This is a genomic window from Vibrio sp. St2 (assembly GCF_947311885.1).
GTDB classification, from domain to species: Bacteria; Pseudomonadota; Gammaproteobacteria; order Enterobacterales; family Vibrionaceae; genus Vibrio; species Vibrio coralliilyticus.
This window is the reverse complement of the sequence record NZ_CAMZNA010000001.1, coordinates 1,075,588-1,094,714: the sequence shown is the minus strand read 5'-3', so window position 1 is coordinate 1,094,714 and position 19,127 is coordinate 1,075,588. Positions and strand designations below refer to the sequence as shown.

Below are 19,127 nucleotides of genomic sequence, written 5' to 3'. Positions count from 1 at the left end.
TTCCCTCTTAATACAGCGCTGATCCCCATATGTTCAGTGACCATCTACTAGCTTGAACAAATCTGTGCTCGATTATGAGCAGGTCTGAATGACTTAACGACACTTTCTGTACAAAAAACTGTCAATAATGTGATCCAGTTTTATTAATTAGAATGAATTGTTCCAATTTAATGAAAAAATTTGACGGCGAAAAAATCCCCAACTAAGGTGAATTTGAATCAAAAAAAAGAGACAATTCATTCCGAAAAGTGAAATTTATGTCAATTCAAGGAGAAGGGAAGAATGAGTGAGCAAGAAAAACGCACGGTTGTTTCCGGCAATGCGACAATGACACCATCAGAAGCATTCGTTGAGACCATGGTTGCCAATGACGTAACAGATATGTTCGGCATCATGGGATCAGCATTCATGGATGCGATGGATATATTCGCTCCTGCAGGCATTCGATTGATTCCGGTAGTGCACGAGCAAGGCGCTGCTCACATGGCTGACGGTTACTCACGAGTTTCTGGACGACATGGTGTTGTTATTGGACAAAATGGTCCTGGCATCAGTAACTGTGTTACTGCGATTGCAGCGGCTTATTGGGCACACAGCCCTGTTGTGATCGTCACACCAGAAACGGGCACAAAGACCATGGGTCTTGGCGGTTTCCAAGAGTGTAACCAGCTGCCAATGTTTCAGGAGTTTACTAAGTATCAGGGCCATGTGACCCATCCAGATCGTATGGCGGAGTACACCGGTCGCTGTTTTGACCGAGCAATGAGTGAAATGGGCCCAACCCAGCTCAACATTCCTCGTGATTACTTCTACGGTGAAATTCAGACTGAGATTCCCAAACCGGCTCGTCTGGACAGAGGCCCAGGTGGTGAACAATCCCTTAATGAAGCGGCAGAGCTGATCGCAGAAGCGAAATTCCCTGTCATCATTTCAGGTGGTGGCGTGGTCATGGCCGATGCGATTGAAGAGTGTGCGGCACTTGCAGAGCGTCTAGGCGCTCCAGTGGTTAACAGCTACCTGCATAACGACTCATTCCCAGCTAGCCATCCTCTTTGGTGTGGTCCGCTAGGCTACCAAGGTTCTAAAGCAGCGATGAAGCTGATTTCTCAGGCCGACGTGGTGATTGCGCTCGGAACTCGTCTTGGCCCATTTGGCACGTTGCCACAGCACGGCATGGATTACTGGCCGAAAGACGCCAAAATCATCCAGATCGATGCTGATAATAAAATGTTGGGTCTGGTTAAGAAAATTTCTGTTGGCATCTGTGGTGATGCGAAAGCATCAGCAGTGGCATTAGCGACAAGGCTTGAAGGACGTGCCCTGGCATGTGATGAAAACAAAGCAGTACGCTTGGACAAAGTCGCGACAGAAAAAGCATTGTGGGAAAAAGAGCTCGACGAGTGGACGCATGAACGTGACCCGTTCAGCCTAGACATGATCGAAGAAAATGCCAATGAAACGCCGTTCTCTGGTGGTGAGTATCTACACCCACGTCAGGTACTACGTGAACTTGAAAAAGCGATGCCGGAAGATGTCATGGTGTCTACCGACATCGGTAACATCAACTCAGTGGCGAACAGCTATCTTCGCTTTGAAAAACCGCGCAGCTTCTTTGCAGCAATGAGCTTTGGTAACTGTGGTTACGCATTCCCAACCATTATCGGTGCTAAGGTTGCAGCGCCACATCGTCCGGCGGTTTCTTACGCGGGTGATGGTGCATGGGGGATGAGCCTGATGGAAACCATGACGTGTGTTCGTCACAACATTCCAGTGACCGCGGTGGTATTCCATAACCGTCAATGGGGCGCAGAGAAGAAGAACCAGGTCGACTTCTACAATCGCCGCTTTGTTGCTGGTGAGCTGGATAACCAGAGCTTCGCAGAAATCGCACGCGCAATGGGGGCTGAAGGGATTACCGTAGACAAACTGGAAGATGTTGGCCCAACTCTGCAAAAAGCCATCGACATGCAAATGAACGAAGGCAAAACCACCATCATCGAAATCATGTGTACTCAGGAATTGGGCGACCCGTTCCGCCGAGATGCACTGTCTAAACCTGTACGCTTCCTCGACAAATACAAAGACTACGTATAAGTCGCGGGCTGGCTGTCCGGCCAGAAAGTGGCCGGACTCAGGGATTGAGTAAGATGGTGGATGTAATGATTTCTAAAACAATGAAAATGCCGCGTAGTCTCTACTTTGAGGCGACAGGCATCGCACCGGGATTGCTGTTAAGTGTCGTGATTGCAGCGGCAGCAACCTTTGTCTCTGATCATTATGGAGGCCCTAAGTTTCTTTATGCATTGTTGCTGGGTATTTCATTGCACTTTTTATCCGATCACGAAAAGTGCGGTGCAGGTATCGAGTTTGCGGCAAAGAAACTGGTGCGAATTGGTGTGGCATTGCTGGGCGTGCGTATTGCTTTCAGCGATGTCAGTGCGATTGGGCTGGAAGGGGTAGGGATTCTGGCTGGCGCAGTCGTACTGACCATTTCATTTAGCCTTATATTGGCAAGACTGCTTAACGTATCGGGAACGTTTGGCCTACTTGCTGGGGGCGCAACGGGAATCTGTGGCATTTCAGCGGCCATGGCCATTTCATCCACCATCCCTCAAAGCAAGGAGAATGAGCAATACACCCTGATGACAGCGATTGGTGTTGCTGCATTCTCAACAATTGCCATGGTGTTGTATCCACTGATTGTTAATTCACTTGGCTTAACAGCGAGTGAAGCGGGGATGTTCCTCGGTGGTTCGATTCACGATGTGGCGCAGGTAGTTGGCGCCGGATTCATGTTATCGACAGAAATCGGCGATGCATCGACGCTAGCGAAGATGTTCAGAGTCGCCATGCTAATGCCAGTGATTTTACTCATTGCATTAACTTTCAGGGTAAAAAGTCATAACGGCAATTCAGATTCGCATATATCAACACCAATAATGCCGTTCTTTCTGATTGTATTTATTGGATTAATTACGATTAACAGTTTTGGTTGGGTTTCTGCGCCATTGGCAGAAGGTATGTCTGAACTTTCTAAATGGTGTTTGGTGATTTCAATTGCAGCTTTAGGGGTAAAAACTTCATTTGAAAAGCTTTTTTCTCTCGGATGGAAACCAATACTGTTATTACTTCTTAATGCTGTTTTTATAGCGGGATATATGTTGACTGTGATTTATGGTCAACGAATGGTTTCTTAGTATTTGTGATTATTAGTACTGTAAGGATGTAATTATGGATGATAAACACTATATAAGTTCGATTAAAGACTTTTTCAATATAATCGAAACCATTGGCAATAATAGCGGTCCAACTTTATATCATGCACATGAAAATAATAACTCTATATTAGTTCCTAAACTTGGTTGTGTGCGTGCTAGAAATATATATGACTTAGAGCAAGAGACGTTATCAGCCATTAGAGTTTATGGCCTCCATTATCAGGATAAGCGTGAGATTAATGACTGGCTCTTGATGTGTATGGCGAGGCTACAAGGCTTTCCAACCAGGCTATTAGAATGGACTGAAAATGCCAGTAAAGCGCTGTGGTCTGTCTGCCACAGTGACAATGTTCAGAGTATGACGGTACTTAAAGCTAATGATAATCAGCATGTTAGATTTGTTGATTGCCCATACTCTCTGAAAAGCACAAAGATATTTAATGCTGCAAGCTGTGATACGTATGAGCGAGACCGAGAGAAGTGGTATTCCATCCACCCTCTGAAACGCAGCGCGACAGAATACTTTGAATCCTTGTATGCGGAAAAGGAATATGCAAATCGATTGACTTTGATTCATATATTACCTTCAGTGAAAAAGAAACTTATAGAGGAATTGATAGCTATGGGTATTTCGTATCAACCTGAAAAAGAAAATACAGATGTACATACTCACTTAGATGATGCAGAAATCATGAGTAATAAAAATAAAGGAGACATTTCCTCAGAACATGATAATAAAAATGAACAACGTGTTCTTGAACAATACGGAAGAGTTTATCATCAAGACTTTGATTTTGATTGAGCATAAAGTGTCAGTATTATTCAATAATTAAAATTGATAATTTTATTAAATAGATCTGAATTTTATTTTTAATTGAATAATTAAATAGTCATAAAACTGTAATCTGTGAACTCAACGTTTGAATTAAATAAAACTCAAAGATAAAGTGAGGGACCTTGTTAACAAAATGTTAACTAGTCTTATTGCTCTAATTATAAATGGCGGATTATCTGCTGATATTAAACCAATAACGTAAACATAAAAGGACCTTGGAATATGAATATGCAAACTACTGCAGCGACATTAGTACAAGAAAACCAAGTCGATAGCGCTTTCTTACAATCATTTAGCGATGCGTGGAACAATCACGATGTTGAAGCCTTGATGACGTTCATGACTGATGATTGCGTATTCCACACGGTTGCTGGCGAAGGATTGTTTGGCACCACTATTGAAGGAAAAGAAGCGGTTCGTGACAGCTTTGCAGCGGTCTTCAAAAACTTCCCTGATGCAGCTTGGAGTGATCCGGTTCACTTCGTCTGTGGTGACCAAGCCATTACAGAATCAACGTTCTCTGCCACCAATCCAGACGGCAGTGTGACTGAAGCTCGTATGGTCGATGTCTTCACGCTTAAAGATGGCAAGATCCAAGTGAAGAATGCGTTCAGAAAAACTCGACCGGCACTGACTCCTAATAAATAAACGCGCTAAGAAATCGTTATTCACGTGTTATGACCAGGAGAGTCGAATTATGAGTTTAGTCATGGACCAGCCAGCCTTTGATGCTGAAGAGCCTCAGGTAAAAACGACACAAGCAAAAGATAAGTACGATCCCAAGTACGATCCGCTTAAAGACAAAACCCCGGGACAGGGCAAGGAATACGCGCCGACTTACTGGGTTGATACGGCAGGCGCACCGCCAGAAGACGACGGCCCGATCACATCCGATATGGATGTTGATGTCGCCATCATTGGCTCAGGTTTTACTGGCTTGAGCACCGCGATTCACTTAGCTGAAATGTACGGCATTAAAGCGACAGTGATTGAAGCCAACCGCTTAAGTTGGGGGTGTAGCACCCGAAATGGCGGGCAAGCGCAATGCGCCTCCGGAAGACTGAAGCGTTCACAATGGATTCAACGCTGGGGTGTTGATACTGCTCTAAAAATGCACCAAGAGTGTGTGGATGGAATGAACACCTTTAAGTCTCTGATCAAAGACATCGACTGTGATCCTCAGCCGGGTGGCCACTTCTATATTGCTCACCGTGCCAAGATCATGCCGACGTTGGAGAAAGAAGCCAAATTGCTTCGTGAGACCTTCAACTATGACGCGCAGATCTTAGATGCCGACACTGTAAAACGAGAGTACGTTGGTGATCAGGAAGCGGCGGGGGCGATGCATGAGCCTGAAGGTATCGGCATTCATGCGGGTAAGCTGGCGTTTGGTTACCTGAAAAAAGCGCGAGCTCTCGGGGTTAAAGTGCACCCAGCCAGCCCAGTCACAGGGTGGGAAACTCGAGGTGGAGTGCATTATCTCAAGACACCCGGCGGAGTGGTGAAAGCGCAGTCGGTCGGTGTGTGTACGGGTGGCTACACTAGTCAAGGTCTGCATTCTTCTCTCAAAAATCGCCTGTTACCGGTGTTATCTAACTCCATGGTGACGCGTCCACTGACTGCGGATGAAATAGCAGCGTGCAATTTCAAAACCAATCAGGTGATTACCGATACACGCGTATTGCGTCACTACTACCGTTTATTGCCAGACAACCGAGTACAGATTGGTACACGAAGTGCTATCACCGGGCGTGACGCTCCGCAGAAAAAGTACGAAGACATGCTAAGAGCAGATCTGGCGCGTAAATTCCCCGCACTGGATCAGATTCAGGTCGATTACTCGTGGTGGGGTTGGGTAGACGTCAGCCACGACATGATGCCACGGATTTATCAGCCAAATCCGAGCGAGTCCATCTTCTATGCGTTGGGCTATGGCGGAAATGGTGTGATGTATTCGGCGCAGGCTGGTAAGCGCTTAGCACAGTGGATAGCAGGTGAAGGCCATACACTCGACCTTCCAATATTTGAATCAAAACTTCCGTTCCCGAACGTGAGAGAAGTGGTGGAATCGGAGTTATTTGCACCATTTCGACGAGTCGGGCAGCGGTTCCTCTATCAATGGTATCAGCTAAAAGATGAGGTGCTGTAATCAGTTAAACGTTCCAGATTAGGGAAATACAAACGACCAGGAAAGTTGTACCAGGTCACCTTGTGAGCAAAGCGCAGGTAGGGAATCTGCGCGATATGAAAAGGTTAAGACTATGAAACTTATAAAGAATAAAATTGTAGCAGGCATGACAATTGTAGCGATGACAGTATTGTCACACACAGCGGCTGCACAAACTTTCAAGATGGCAATCGGCGATGCTGCCGGTGGCACTCAATGGGAACTCGGCACTAAGTTTACAGAGTTGATGGAGCAAAAAACGGATGGCAAGGTCAAAATCGACCTGTTTCCGAATGGTCAGCTAGGTAACGAGCAAGATACCGTCAATGACGCAGCCATTGGACTGTTGGACTTCTCTGTTTTGGCGATCAATAACGTCACACCTTTCTCTCCAACTGTTGGCCTTCTTACTATGCCTTACGTGATTCAAAGTGCTGAAGAAGCCGTGCTATTGACGCAAGGCCCTGTCGGTCAGGAGCTGGTGGAAAACACCATCCGTGATGCTGGTGTGCGTGTTGTGGGCTGGGCCTATTCAGGCTTCCGTGTGCTGACAAACTCGAAAAAACCGGTTGCGTCTCCGGCTGACCTGAAAGGTTTGGTGATTCGTGTCCCTCGTAACGAAATTATGATTGCCTCTTATCAGGCGTGGGGTGTAAACCCAACACCAATGGCGTGGTCTGAGACGTTTACTGGCCTGCAACAAGGCGTGGTTGATGGTCAAGACAACCCATACATCACTGTCTATGCGATGAAGTTTAACGAAGTGCAGAAGTACGTCACCAACATTCGTTACATCTTCTCGCTTGAGCCACTGATCATCAGTGAAAGTATCTTCCAGCAGCAATCTCCTGAAATGCAGAAAATCATTCTTGATGCAGGTAAAGAAGCAACGGAACACAGCTTTGCTTACCTACAGGAAACAGAAAGCAAAATTCGTAAAGACCTTGAAGACAAAGGCATGGTGTTTACAGACCCAGCTGACGGTGAGAAAGAGTGGATTGATAAAGTCACTAAATCTGTCTGGCCTAAGTTCTACTCAAGCATCGGAGGCAAAGAGAAGCTAGACAACGTTCTTGAACTACTGGGTAGACAATAACGACAAGATACACCCTATCTGTCCCGAGCAGGGCAGGTAGGGTTTTTACATGGCCTTACTTGTTTATCTGTTCAATACCCTTGAGCGACTGGTTGTCATGTAAAGATCAACACCGGAGGCTATATGTCAGTCGCTAAAACAATTAAAAAACACCTGAACAATGTCGAGGAATACACTTGCTGTCTGCTACTGGCAAGTTTTGTCCTGCTGTTGTTTTCACAGATCATTTCACGCCAGCTGTTCGATTATTCCATTCCATGGGGAGACGAAGTCGCCACCTACATGTTTGTTTGGTTTGCCTATTTAGGTGCGGTTGTCGCAGCCAAAATGTCGGCGCATAACCGAGTCAGTTTTCACTTCAAGTTTTTCCCTCCTATCGTCCAGACCATCAGTGAAACCATTGCAGATTTCCTTTGGTTACTGTTCAACGGTTACTTCGTTTATCTGAGCTATGACTTTGTGTTCAACAAAATGAACCTGTTCTGGAAATCTCAGACGACGGGGATTCCGATGAAGTATTTCTATATGATTCTTCCGATCGCGTTTTCACTAATGATGATCAGGATCCTCTGGAACAATTACGAGCGCTTGTTCAAAGGAGTGAAAAGTGAAGACCCAGAGGTCAAGGAGCTCAATAAACTGACAATGCAGAAGTCGCTGAACTCGCAGTAAGAGAGAGAAGTAACGATGGATGAATATTTAACTCTGATTTTGTTTGGCGGCTTTTTAACCCTGCTGATTTTGGGCGCACCTATTACTGTGTCTCTGGCAGGGGCATCAATGGCTGCTTATTTAATACTGGATAAGAACCCGATAGCGTTAGTGCAAATCGCATTTACTTCAGTCGGTAATTTCCCTTTGATGGCTTTGCCTTCATTTGTACTCGCGGGCGCTTTGATGGAAGCGGCCGGGATTTCCAAGCGATTGGTGGATATCGCTGAGAGCCTTGCCGGGCCAGTGACAGGGGGGCTGGGTGCCGCCACTGTAATGGCGTGTCTGTTCTTTGGTGCGATTTCGGGCTCAGGGCCAGCGACGACCGCGGCTGTGGGTATGCTGATGGTGCCAGCGATGGTGAAACGTGATTATGAGAAGAGCTACGCGTCGGCGGTCACCGCTGCCTCAGGCGGTCTCGGGATCATCATTCCGCCGTCGATTCCTTTGGTCATCTTTGGTATTTCGGCGATGGGTTTAATGGCCCCACCGGAAGCCATTGCGCAGCACGGGCAGTTCGCCTCTCTATCGATTCCAAAGCTGTTTGTAGCTGGGGTTGTTCCGGGTTTGATCATGGCATCGTCCTTAGTTATTACCAACTACATGATTGCGAAGCGCAAAGGCTATTCCGGCCTGACAGAGAACTGGTCATTCGGTGATATCAGGCATACTTTGCGCCGTGGTGTGTGGTCCATATTAGCGCCGTTTCTGATCCTTGGCGGTATCTACAGCGGCATGTTTACTCCGACCGAATCGGCCGTGGTTGCGATCTTCTACTCGCTGTTTGTCGGGTTGTTTATTCACCGTGAATTGTCGTTTAAGAGTATTACCAAATCGCTGTCGACCACAACCTGGATTACAGGGCGTGTCCTGCTGATCTTGTTTGCTGCGACTGTGTTTGGTCGCCTGCTGATCGAACAGAAAATACCAGTGGTAGTGGCGGAATCTCTGCTTGGCTTCACCGACAACATGTACTTAGTGTGGGCGCTAACCATCACGCTACTGCTGTTCATTGGTATGTTTATGGAAACCCTAGCGGCCATCATGATCATTGTGCCGGTATTGTTGCCTATTATGTACATGCTTGGCGCAGATCCAACGCACGTTGGGATTGTGGTGGTATGTACGTTGTCGATTGGATTTGCCACTCCACCACTGGGAGAAAATATCTTCGTTGCCTCGGGGATAGGCGGGGCCACGGTGGAGCAAATTACCGCTAAGATTCACCCATTTGTGCTTGCCTCGGTAATTGGTGTGTTTGTGATTGCCTTCTTCCCACAAATCAGCTTATGGCTGCCATCTATGGTCGGATACTAGGAGGTATGAACGTGAAATTACAACGAATTCTTCTTTTAGCCACTGTGATGCTGAGTGCTCTCAGCAGCGCGATAGTACAAGCTGAAGAGAGCCAGCAAGCGGTCAATGTACTGGATATCTCGGAGCCGCATGTCGCAACACAGGCAGAGCGCAGAGCAAAAACGCTGCTATCTAAAGCCGTGCTGCATATTCAGAACCAAGGCGATAAGGCGGTCAGTGATTTTTCTACTGACCCAGCATTTGTTGATGACGAACTGTATGTCTTTGCGGTGGGAGTCGATGGCCAGTTTCTCGCCAGCGGTGGCTCATCAATGGTGCTAATTGGTGACAGTGTATTGGATACTCAGGATGTGTATGGTAAGCCCTTTTTTCGTGAGATGATCTCGAAAGCGGTTCACAATGGCTATGGTGAGGTGGAATACCACTGGACCAATCCAACCGATCGAATGGGGGAGCCCAAGAAAACCTTCTTTGAAAGGGTGGGAGATGTGATTGTGGCCGTGGGCTACTATCCTGAGCGTTCCAGTGCGACTGAAGCAAAACAACTATTGTCGAGGGCCATGGCCGCAATGGTGAATTCAGAGCAGCAGAGTTTAGACGCATTCAATGATATTGATGGCGATTTTGTTCAAGGCGATCTGTATGTGTTCGTGCTCGATATTAACTCTGGTAAGTTTCTCGCTCACGGCACCTCTCCAGAGTTAGTGGGGCGTTCGCATAACGAAATTCTTAACCCAGATCTCAAACCAATCGTGACCGAGTTATTATCGTTGGCGCGTAAGAATGGTCGAGGGGAGTACTCCTACCGATGGTTGAATCCGTTATCAGGTAACGTTGAGAATAAACACACTTATTATCGAGTATTAGATAACAAGGTAGTCGCTGTAGGTTATTACACTAAATCGCAGTCGTCGTAATCTAATTAGAATATAAATACAGAGCTTAATAAGGCCACTCTACGGAGTGGCCTTATTATTTTTTCCTTAACAGATATTTATTAGTGTTTTGATTAACAACTTATTTTATCTAAATGAAAGATTGGAGATGATTGTAACGATATTAAATAATGGATATAGAACATTAAGTTATAAGAGTGTCGGTTTTAATGATTATTCTTTCTTTCATTTATAAGTATTAATGGATTTTTCAGTAAAAGTGGGATTTCATCAGTGTAATACGTGAAAAGTTAACTTTTTACTTTGAAATTGTTTTGTGTAAGTTATTGAAAATATTTGTTTTTGTGTGATTTTTCGTTGCTTGGTTGAATGGGCTGGTTTTTATCGGTGAAAAGGTATTAATATTTATCAATTGATTTAATTGATATTATTTTTATCTGAGTTTTTCAGCCATATATGTTTCTATATTGTTTCATTTCTTCACTTTTATTTTTGATTATTATAAAAATCTCAAGAATTAATAACGGTTGATTATTTTATTTTTTGACAATTTAAACGAGGTTGTTGAATTCTGGGATGCTTATCAAAATTTAATTAAGCAACTTTGCCTTATTAAGATTCCCACTAAAAAATAGTTTTGGTTCCGACTTTTCCTGTAAGACAGAGAATTACTGTCTTAATACAGGTGATAGTGCATCGGAACAAACTATAAATTTGGCTTAACAAATAAAGGCATCACCTAAGTTTGATATAGGTGCTATAGGATTTAAATCATGAAAAAGACAACGATCAGTTTGTTGGTAACTGCAGCGTTAATGGGATCGCCATTGCTGGCTGTTCAATCTGCCATTGCCGCGCCACAGAATAGTATCGCCGCTACTCAGAGTGAGTCGGTGGAAACACAGATTACAATGCAAGGTGTGGAGCAATGGTACTCAACGGCTCAGGTCACAGTGAGTAACGTGTCCGGTGAAATGTTGGATTTAGACAGTGCTGAAGTTTGGGTCACCACAAGTAAAGATGCGTCGGTGAACACCGTATGGGGTGCTCCGGGTTTTAGCGTTAGTAGTCCAGCACCCAATACTTTTGTTTTTACACACGATGCGACGTCTGACCCGCTGTCAGCAGGTGCATCATTCGATCTGATATTTGGTCTTAACTCAACAAACGGAGATTTCATCGATCAAAACGACCTTAGTGTTGAGCAAGTCATCATCAAGAATGACCCCGCGTTACAAGGTAAGATTGAACTGATTGCGTCAACGTCCCCTCACTCCAGCCTGTCTTCAGCTTCCATTTTGGTTGAAGGGGAAAGTTACACAGAAACGGTTTCAGTCGCATGGGGCTCTACCTACACGCTCGACCATTTAAAAGATGGTGAGTATCAGGTCACCGCTTTGGATGTGTCGAGTGAAGAGGGGATTGCTACAGCGGCTTCGCCAACCACAACGGTGACAGTGGATAGTGACCAAGCCGCGCCAACGGCTTCCGTTCAATACGATGCATTTGTTTATTACGCGGGTATCGATCTTACAATGCCTGCCATTGAAGGAGTTGCTGGAAGCCTAACTACAAACGTTGCGGTACATCCTGCAGGCAGCGAAGATATTGAACGCAGTGTCATCGTGCCATTTGGTGGAAATCTGGATATTGGTAAACTGCTTGACGGCCACAGCTACGATCTAAGTTACTCGCCAGTCACCGTGAATAACACTTTGTACCAACCTCAGGACAACTTGAATATTTCAGTCAACAAAGACAGCGAGACTGAAGTAACTGCAGACGTTTCGTCCACTGCTATTGATACTGAAGGTTTCCGTATCGTAGAAGCAACGCTTTCAGGGCTGCCAACTGAAGCGATGCCGGTTTTAGTGAATTTAGTGGCGACAGATGGTTCCGGTCTTTACAGCTATGAGATTACAGAGAACACGTTTACGTTGCCTGATAGCATGAAACCGGGGGAATATCAGGTAGAGATTGATCCAGTATCCGCTGGCGAGACGCGCTACGCCTACGATGGTGAAGAGTCAATCATGGTAACTGCTGGTAGTACTCCGTTCGCGTTAGCCCTACCATTCCGAGAAGCGATGAGCCTAGCAGTGAAAGGTTTCCCTGATTTCGTTGCCAACGGCACCGTGACCAATGACAGTGAGCAGGCTACTCAAGAAATCGGTGCTACGCGCGTCGATGCAATCTTCAAGTACGCCGGTCTGAGTGGCTCCGGTGACCCAGATGTCATCTTGCCGAAAGATGGTCTTCCTCTTCATACTACCTACGCGAACGCTCAAACCGCTTCTGGAATTTCTGGTAAGCCCGTACTGCCTGTCATGGTAGTTTACACCGCCAACGCCAGTGGTGGCGCAAGTTGGGGTGACCTGAAAGATAACAACCTTCTTTACAAACATTACGCGACTTTCATTACTCAGGCGACAGCCGCGCAGGAATACGCTCGTGGCGATGGCAGCTCGCCAATGTCGTTTGTACTTAACCCTGACTTCCTTGGTGAACTACAGAAAAACCCATCTGACGTTGAAATGCTCAGTGTGTCGGGCAGTGTCGAAGTCAACAATCAGTTGGCGCGTGCTCTGGAGTTCATGGAAGAGACCTACGGCTATCAGCCACCTGTAGAAATCCCGCAGTTTGAGGATACGTTGAAGGGCTATATTGCGTCATTAAACTTCATCATGAACGCGCTCGCTGAGGATGTCACTTACGGTTGGCAGATTAACCTTTGGGCAGTGGGCTCTGCGAATTGGATCCATACGTCCGAGGATCAGTCTGAAGCTAAAGGCCAAGAAGTGGCTGAGTTTATCGCTTCGTTAGATGTCTACAGCGGCACCTACACTCCTGACTACATCGTGTTTGATAAATATGAACGAGATGGTTTTGGGTCGGAAGCGATTGCTAACTACGCATACAATGCAACGAGCTGGACACGTTATCTTTCTTACGTGAAAACCATCAGTGACGGTGCCGATTCACCAGCAATGATTTGGCAGATCCCAGGCGGCCATATGCCGACCGAAGAGGAAGGTAATGATCTCATCGGCGTTGAACATGAAGCGTCAGGTGGCTCTTATTTTATGGGTGACGCTCGTATCAGTACAGATATCAGTACTATTCGAGCAGGCTTACTCGATAAAGCTCTGAGCGCGGAGATCTACAACGGTGCGAGTAACGTTGGTGAACTCCTTGCAAAAGATAATGGCTATGATTGGTCGAGAATGGCGATGCATGATTTGCCGAAGAGTAATGTCTTCTCTATTTTCTGGGGAGGCGGCTCGACTACAGCAGTCGTATCGATTGGTTCCAACGGTACGGACAACGGCTGGTTAGACGGTAAGGTTGACGCCTACGCTCAAAGCCCTGCATGTCTGGTGGGCAAGGAATGTGATGGTTCTATCTGGGGTGGAGAAGGTGGAGAAACGCCACCGCCGGGTAATCAGCCACCAGTGATTGATCTATCACCGAATTACGAGGTTGATAGTGGGGAAACGGTTACCATTACGGCATCGGCAACGGATCCGGAAGGTGAACAAGTGAGCTACCAATGGACGGTACCTTCAGATCTAACAGTCGTGGGAGACACGAACAGCGCTACGCTCGAAGTGACCGCGCCTGTGACGGATTACAATCTGACCTACTCCATTTCACTAGAGGCTTCAGATGGTGAGGAGTCAGCGGTTAAGTCAACACAACTAAAAGTGATTGGTGAAAACACGGGTGGTGGCGATGGCATTTGTGCGGATATTCCTGAATTTGAGCCGGGGCAATATGAGGAAGGCGCACAGGTGACATATCAAGGTAGCCTATATGAAGCTGAACGTTGGACGGATGCAGAATTAACGCCTGCGGATCCATATTCTGGCTGGGTGTGGATTGGAAGCTGTACTGAGTAGTTTCACTCCAATCGATAAAGAATAAAATGACCAATCCGATATTGAGTAATCAATATCGGATTTTTGTATAAATTATTATCCACTAATCAATAAGGATATATTACTCTTTTTTGAAATATGGTCGTTTATATTTAGTTTGCTTATTCTATATTTTTATTTATTTGAATATGTTTGAATTAACTAGTTTAGTTATTGTTCATTTTATGTGACATAGAATTGATTGTTAGAAAATATCGATATCTCTTCATCATAATATCACCAATATTATTCCTATTTGGAATAGCCTTTTCTCATCTTTGTAATCATAGCTTTTGATATCTTTATTCATAATTAATCAGTGTTTTATTCCATTTTAAAACTTATTGGAATAGATAAGTCGTGATATTTATTCCAATAATTATCGTGTTTATTGAATAGCATTCTACCGAGTAGAGATTAGTGTGGCGCAATTTATAAGCGAATACGCACTCAATCTGAGAAACAAAATCATATTATTCGGGGGGTAGAATGAAAAAGAGCTTAAGACTTTCTTTAATTACAATAGCATGCCTGATAGGAGTTGGATGTCTTGATGATTCGGACTCCCTCTCTTTGGAAGATAGGGCACGCGTAATTACACAAGATATGACATTGAGAGAAAAGATCTCACAAAAAATAATAATGTCATTTCGTTATTGGTGTGATGAAGGAGAACCTGAATGTGTTGATGGATTAACGGAAATAAATGAGAGTGTTCGACATATTATTGGCAATGATAAAGTCGGTGGTGTGATTTTATTCAGTAGTAATTTGGTCGATATTAATCAAACTGCCGAGTTGATCTGGAACATGCAAAATGCCGTTGAAGAGGATCAAGAGGTTGGATTATTTGTCACCATAGATCAAGAAGGTGGGAATGTTGTTCGTTTGCCAAGAGCACAAGCCACAAACTTACCCGGTAATATGGCTCTTGGCGCTGCTTATTTAAATGATAATAATCCTGAACTGGCCTACGCGTCGGGTAGAATTTTAGCGAAAGAAATTAAATCGGTTGGGTTTAATGTCAACTTCGCTCCTGTCGTTGATGTCCAATCCAATCCGCTTAACCCTGTTATTAATGTTCGATCCTACGGCGAAGACCCTCAACTAGTGGGTTTACTCGGAGGGCAGTCAGCAAAAGGAATGGCCGATGAAAATGTCATCGGGACGTTTAAGCACTATCCGGGGCATGGTGATACTGAATCGGATTCACACTACGGCTTACCTATCGTTAATAAGTCCGTTGAAGAAGCGTATGCGATTGATCTAGCCCCTTACAAAGAAGCCATCGACCAAGGCTTGGCACCAGACATGATCATGACGGCTCATATTCAATATCCGGCCTTGGATGATTCCGAAGTCGTGGGCAGTCGCAGCGGCGAAACCATCGTTGTACCCGCGACATTATCACACAAGATTCAAACTGAATTATTGCGTGAAGAACTCAACTATCAGGGCCTCACTATTACCGACGCGCTGGATATGCAAGGTATCGCTGCACACTTTGAAGAAGCGGATGCGGTGATTAAAACGTTCCAGGCTGGTGTAGATATCGCACTGATGCCAACCCTTTTCAGAACAACCAGCGGTGAAGGGCAGTTAGGTGAGCTGATTGATGAAGTGGTAGCAGCGGTAGAGGCTGGAGAGCTTTCTGAGCAAAGCATTGATGAGTCTGTTGAACGAATCATTGCTACTAAGCTAAAGCGGAATGTGCTTAACGTTGCGGGGAAAGTAGACCTTTCTGAGGTTCAAGATAACGCTCAGAATTTGATAGGTAATGTGCAACATCAAGAGACAGAAAGGGAGATAACCGACAAGTCAATTACCTTGATAGAAAACCAAGACGACACCTTACCCCTCAATCCAGATGAAATTGAAAACGTACACATCATCATGCCTGATTATGGCGAAGGTGATAAAGCCAAAGCGTTGAAAGCGGCGCTCAATGAGCAAGGGGTAACGCAAGTGACAGGCGTTTTAATATCTGAAACCACGGAAGATGCAGAAAAGACAAACATTGATGGTGCTCAGACCATTATTGTCGGTACTGCTGCCACAGAACCATCTCCAGTCGAGGATAACGGTGACTCTTTCAGTACAGCCTTGAAGCGCTTATCCAGTGCATCAAATTCACTGGTATTCAATGTTCACGAGCGTCAAAAAGCAGAGGAGATTGATGATAACCAATTTGCTTACAGCATGATGAAATACGCATTCGACAATCAAAAAAGAGTTATCCACCTTACCTTGCGGGCTCCATACGATGTCGTGAACTTTGAGGATGTCTCACACAGCGCTATTGCGACTTACAACTACTACGGTATCGATGAGCAAGGCAACGATCTTGGCTCACACGTGATGGAGTCTGTGGCTAAAACCATTCTGGGCACCCTCAATCCAAACGGGCGATTACCAGTGCAAGTCTTCGAACAGAACGAAGACGGTAATATGGGCGACCTCAAATACCCCATCGGCCACGGCCTGAGTTACTAACCCCACTGCTTTTTTAGCGAATATCCCTACCACCCTTTTCAGGAAATGAAGAGGGTGCTTAACAACATCTAAATATCAAGCAACACATTAAAGATGAGGTAATAACATGAAGGTTTTACTGTCGATATTATTGATAGTCAGTACGATATTTACCCTAGGTTGTGATGAAGAAGAGTCAACTACTTCCTCAATTGCAGTGGGCGCCGATCAACTGGAAGAATACCTGCCTTATTTGGAGGGCAAACGGGTTGGGTTGGTCGTTAACCCAACCTCGCGCCTGAATACGGGCGTTCACCTTATTGATGCCATGATTGAAGAACAGGTAAACGTGACGACTTTGTTCGCACCTGAGCACGGTCTACGAGGTGAGCAGGATGCAGGTGAAGAAGTGGAAGATGGCATTGATCCTGAAACTGGGTTGCCAGTCATTTCTTTATATGGCGACCATAAAAAGCCTACCGAGGAAGATCTGCAGAATGTTGATGTACTGGTCTTCGATATGCAGGATGTCGGCGTCCGCTTTTACACGTACATCAGTACTATGCAGTTGGTTATGGAAGCGGCGGCAGAATACGGTCGTCAGGTAGTAATTCTCGATCGCCCGAACCCAAATGGGAGCTATATCGCTGGCCCAATCATGGAGCCAGAACATGTCTCTTTTGTGGGGATGGCACCTATTCCTGTCGTCCATGGCCTGACGATTGCTGAGTTAGCATTGATGATTAACGGTGAATTGTGGCTGAGTAATGGTGTGTTCCTTGATGAAGGTGACCTCAAAGTTGTTAAGGTACCGGAATACAGTCACAGCGACAGCTATTCTTTACCTGTCGCGCCATCACCAAATCTACAAACGGATGAGTCTGTTATTCATTACCCAAGCTTAGGATTGTTTGAATCGACCACCATCAGTGTAGGCCGAGGAACGAATACTCCCTTTGAAGTGATTGGTTACCCCGATGAAAACTTAAAAATTAACCATGAGTTCCAAATTGCAGATGACAGCTCTGCATGGCCGCAGCAAGGGCAATATGTGTATGGTGAAAGCTATCGAATTGCTCCACCTGAAAACACCAAATTCAGTATTGAGGCATTTTCTCGTTGGTACTGGGCGATGCGCGATCTAGGTTATCAAGATAGTGAAATTGTGGATCGACCAGAATGGCTCGCTCAGCTGATTGGGACAACGGAAGTACTCAATCAAATTCGCCAAGGAAAACCGTATCAGGAAATTGAAGCCAGTTGGCAGCCTGAACTAGATGCATTCAGCACATTGCGTGAAACTTATCGTTTATACCCTGATTAAAGCCATTAAGCGCCAAAATCAGAGCGAGATTCGGCGAGCGATTGCTGCTCGCCAATTTCAGTCCAAAGAGAATCCTCTTTAGCAAAGACTGGAGTGTTACCTCTCCAGCCTTTTGCATGTTTATCAGTGACTCGGTTAAAACGACACTTCTACACTTACCCCTTCAATCCAGCGTTCTTCAGGAATGGGCTGATCGAAGCTTAAGTTGACTTTTAGATATGCAGGTTGGCCTTCGAAAGGGCTTTGTAGTTCTTGTGGTAGCTTATTCACAACTTCAACTGGGCTTGAAACTGTTGCAGTGTAGGTTTCCCCATCCGGATATTTCACTTTAGCCTGAGTGCCTATTGTGCTGAATCGCAAGTACTTTGGATCAAGAAATGCTGTGATTTCGGGCGTTGTGTTCTTTGTAATCGTAATCAGAGGGGTGTTTTCTGAAACTCGCTCTCCTTCAAGGACGTGAATGTCAATAACCCGCCCTTCAAATGGAGCTTTAATGGTTAAGCTCTCTTGAATTGAGCGCTTTACTACAAGTTCTTTCATCAATGAACGATATTCGGTGGCGATTGGTCCCGCTAACTTTGTCTCAATATCAGTACGTTTTGACTCAGCGAAAGCAATTTTTTGGCTGCTTAACTGGGAGTTAAGAGCATTGGTTATATTGACAATGGACGCGTAGTCGACCTCAGATACCTGACCTTTTGAGCGGTAAGTATCGTAATTTGATTGAATTTTCTGAACTTTATCGAGATTACTCTTTGTTTGGTTTATTGCTTCAGCATATAAGGCTTCAATGTTAAACCCATTGTCGGTTGGTAGTTTCAGAAGTTCACTTTTAATGAAGTTAAGCTCCTGATCCAACGCAGAGTCTTTGAGAAACAGCAACGTTTGGTTATGCGAGACTTTCTTCCCTATATCTGAAGGAATGGGACCGACGATGCCTGTGTGGGTGGCGTTGATGGTAACGGGGTGTGAGGTAATTATCGCCGGAGCCACCACCAATACCTGTGTTTTAAATAAGTAGTAAGCCATTGCTATCAATGGACTAATGACTATAGCCAGAATCAAGTACCAGCGTATTCGATACCCGCCACGCTTAGCTTTGCCGTAGACGACTTTAACGCCATCCTCTGAGTGTGGGTTATTCTTCTTATCTAAATGAAAATTCACTTTCATA

The 19,127-nt window shown here is 45.2% G+C and carries 13 protein-coding genes; 12 read left to right on the top strand and 1 reads right to left on the bottom strand.

Features of this window, described 5'->3' with window-relative positions:
- Window positions 1-282: 282 nt before the first annotated feature.
- From xsc to QMA41_RS05055, 12 genes are all read left to right on the top strand, one after another.
- Window positions 283-2,094: a sulfoacetaldehyde acetyltransferase gene (gene xsc, locus QMA41_RS05110; RefSeq protein WP_006959195.1), complete on the top strand. Its 1,812-nt coding sequence runs from the start codon at window positions 283-285 to the stop codon at window positions 2,092-2,094.
- Between the two features lie 65 nt (window positions 2,095-2,159).
- A complete protein-coding gene (locus tag QMA41_RS05105; RefSeq protein WP_029236213.1) occupies window positions 2,160-3,197 on the top strand; it encodes a putative sulfate exporter family transporter in 1,038 nt (345 codons plus the stop codon).
- Between the two features lie 34 nt (window positions 3,198-3,231).
- Window positions 3,232-4,020 carry an FRG domain-containing protein gene (locus QMA41_RS05100; RefSeq protein WP_171340233.1) on the top strand — a complete coding sequence of 263 codons (789 nt, stop codon included), beginning with the start codon at window positions 3,232-3,234 and terminating at the stop codon, window positions 4,018-4,020.
- A gap of 255 nt (window positions 4,021-4,275) precedes the next feature.
- Window positions 4,276-4,701 (top strand): nuclear transport factor 2 family protein, encoded by a 426-nt coding sequence (locus QMA41_RS05095; RefSeq protein WP_065740436.1) that lies wholly within the window; start codon window positions 4,276-4,278, stop codon window positions 4,699-4,701.
- A gap of 49 nt (window positions 4,702-4,750) precedes the next feature.
- The gene (locus tag QMA41_RS05090) at window positions 4,751-6,202 is read left to right on the top strand and encodes an FAD-binding oxidoreductase (RefSeq protein ID WP_019276708.1); all 1,452 of its coding nucleotides are present in this window, start codon (window positions 4,751-4,753) and stop codon (window positions 6,200-6,202) included.
- A gap of 112 nt (window positions 6,203-6,314) precedes the next feature.
- Window positions 6,315-7,316, top strand: a complete 1,002-nt coding sequence (locus QMA41_RS05085; protein ID WP_038512651.1) for a TRAP transporter substrate-binding protein — start codon at window positions 6,315-6,317, stop codon at window positions 7,314-7,316.
- A 123-nt stretch (window positions 7,317-7,439) separates the two neighbouring features.
- The gene (locus QMA41_RS05080; RefSeq protein WP_006959181.1) at window positions 7,440-7,988 is read left to right on the top strand and encodes a TRAP transporter small permease; all 549 of its coding nucleotides are present in this window, start codon (window positions 7,440-7,442) and stop codon (window positions 7,986-7,988) included.
- Between the two features lie 15 nt (window positions 7,989-8,003).
- Window positions 8,004-9,344: a TRAP transporter large permease gene (locus tag QMA41_RS05075; RefSeq protein ID WP_281629035.1), complete on the top strand. Its 1,341-nt coding sequence runs from the start codon at window positions 8,004-8,006 to the stop codon at window positions 9,342-9,344.
- An 11-nt stretch (window positions 9,345-9,355) separates the two neighbouring features.
- Window positions 9,356-10,261 (top strand): cache domain-containing protein, encoded by a 906-nt coding sequence (locus tag QMA41_RS05070; protein WP_281629034.1) that lies wholly within the window; start codon window positions 9,356-9,358, stop codon window positions 10,259-10,261.
- Window positions 10,262-11,013: 752 nt separating this feature from the next.
- Window positions 11,014-14,139 carry a hydrogenase expression protein gene (locus tag QMA41_RS05065; RefSeq protein ID WP_281629033.1) on the top strand — a complete coding sequence of 1,042 codons (3,126 nt, stop codon included), beginning with the start codon at window positions 11,014-11,016 and terminating at the stop codon, window positions 14,137-14,139.
- Window positions 14,140-14,646: 507 nt separating this feature from the next.
- Window positions 14,647-16,650 carry a glycoside hydrolase family 3 N-terminal domain-containing protein gene (locus QMA41_RS05060; protein WP_348650161.1) on the top strand — a complete coding sequence of 668 codons (2,004 nt, stop codon included), beginning with the start codon at window positions 14,647-14,649 and terminating at the stop codon, window positions 16,648-16,650.
- 106 nt (window positions 16,651-16,756) lie between these two features.
- Window positions 16,757-17,953, top strand: a complete 1,197-nt coding sequence (locus QMA41_RS05055; RefSeq protein ID WP_171352160.1) for a DUF1343 domain-containing protein — start codon at window positions 16,757-16,759, stop codon at window positions 17,951-17,953.
- Window positions 17,954-18,088: 135 nt separating this feature from the next.
- Here QMA41_RS05055 and QMA41_RS05050 read toward each other — a convergent pair whose 3' ends face one another.
- Entirely contained in the window at window positions 18,089-19,126 is a 1,038-nt protein-coding gene (locus QMA41_RS05050) for an HlyD family secretion protein (RefSeq protein ID WP_281629032.1), read from the bottom strand.
- Between the last annotated feature and the right edge of the window lies 1 nt (window position 19,127).

Coding starts and splice junctions, on each gene's coding strand:
- xsc (WP_006959195.1), top strand. CDS start 283: ATGAGTGAGCAAGAAAAACGCACGGTTGTTTCCGGCAATGCGACAATG.
- QMA41_RS05105 (WP_029236213.1), top strand. CDS start 2,160: ATGATTTCTAAAACAATGAAAATGCCGCGTAGTCTCTACTTTGAGGCG.
- QMA41_RS05100 (WP_171340233.1), top strand. CDS start 3,232: ATGGATGATAAACACTATATAAGTTCGATTAAAGACTTTTTCAATATA.
- QMA41_RS05095 (WP_065740436.1), top strand. CDS start 4,276: ATGAATATGCAAACTACTGCAGCGACATTAGTACAAGAAAACCAAGTC.
- QMA41_RS05090 (WP_019276708.1), top strand. CDS start 4,751: ATGAGTTTAGTCATGGACCAGCCAGCCTTTGATGCTGAAGAGCCTCAG.
- QMA41_RS05085 (WP_038512651.1), top strand. CDS start 6,315: ATGAAACTTATAAAGAATAAAATTGTAGCAGGCATGACAATTGTAGCG.
- QMA41_RS05080 (WP_006959181.1), top strand. CDS start 7,440: ATGTCAGTCGCTAAAACAATTAAAAAACACCTGAACAATGTCGAGGAA.
- QMA41_RS05075 (WP_281629035.1), top strand. CDS start 8,004: ATGGATGAATATTTAACTCTGATTTTGTTTGGCGGCTTTTTAACCCTG.
- QMA41_RS05065 (WP_281629033.1), top strand. CDS start 11,014: ATGAAAAAGACAACGATCAGTTTGTTGGTAACTGCAGCGTTAATGGGA.
- QMA41_RS05060 (WP_348650161.1), top strand. CDS start 14,647: ATGAAAAAGAGCTTAAGACTTTCTTTAATTACAATAGCATGCCTGATA.
- QMA41_RS05055 (WP_171352160.1), top strand. CDS start 16,757: ATGAAGGTTTTACTGTCGATATTATTGATAGTCAGTACGATATTTACC.
- QMA41_RS05050 (WP_281629032.1), bottom strand. CDS start 19,126: ATGAAAGTGAATTTTCATTTAGATAAGAAGAATAACCCACACTCAGAG.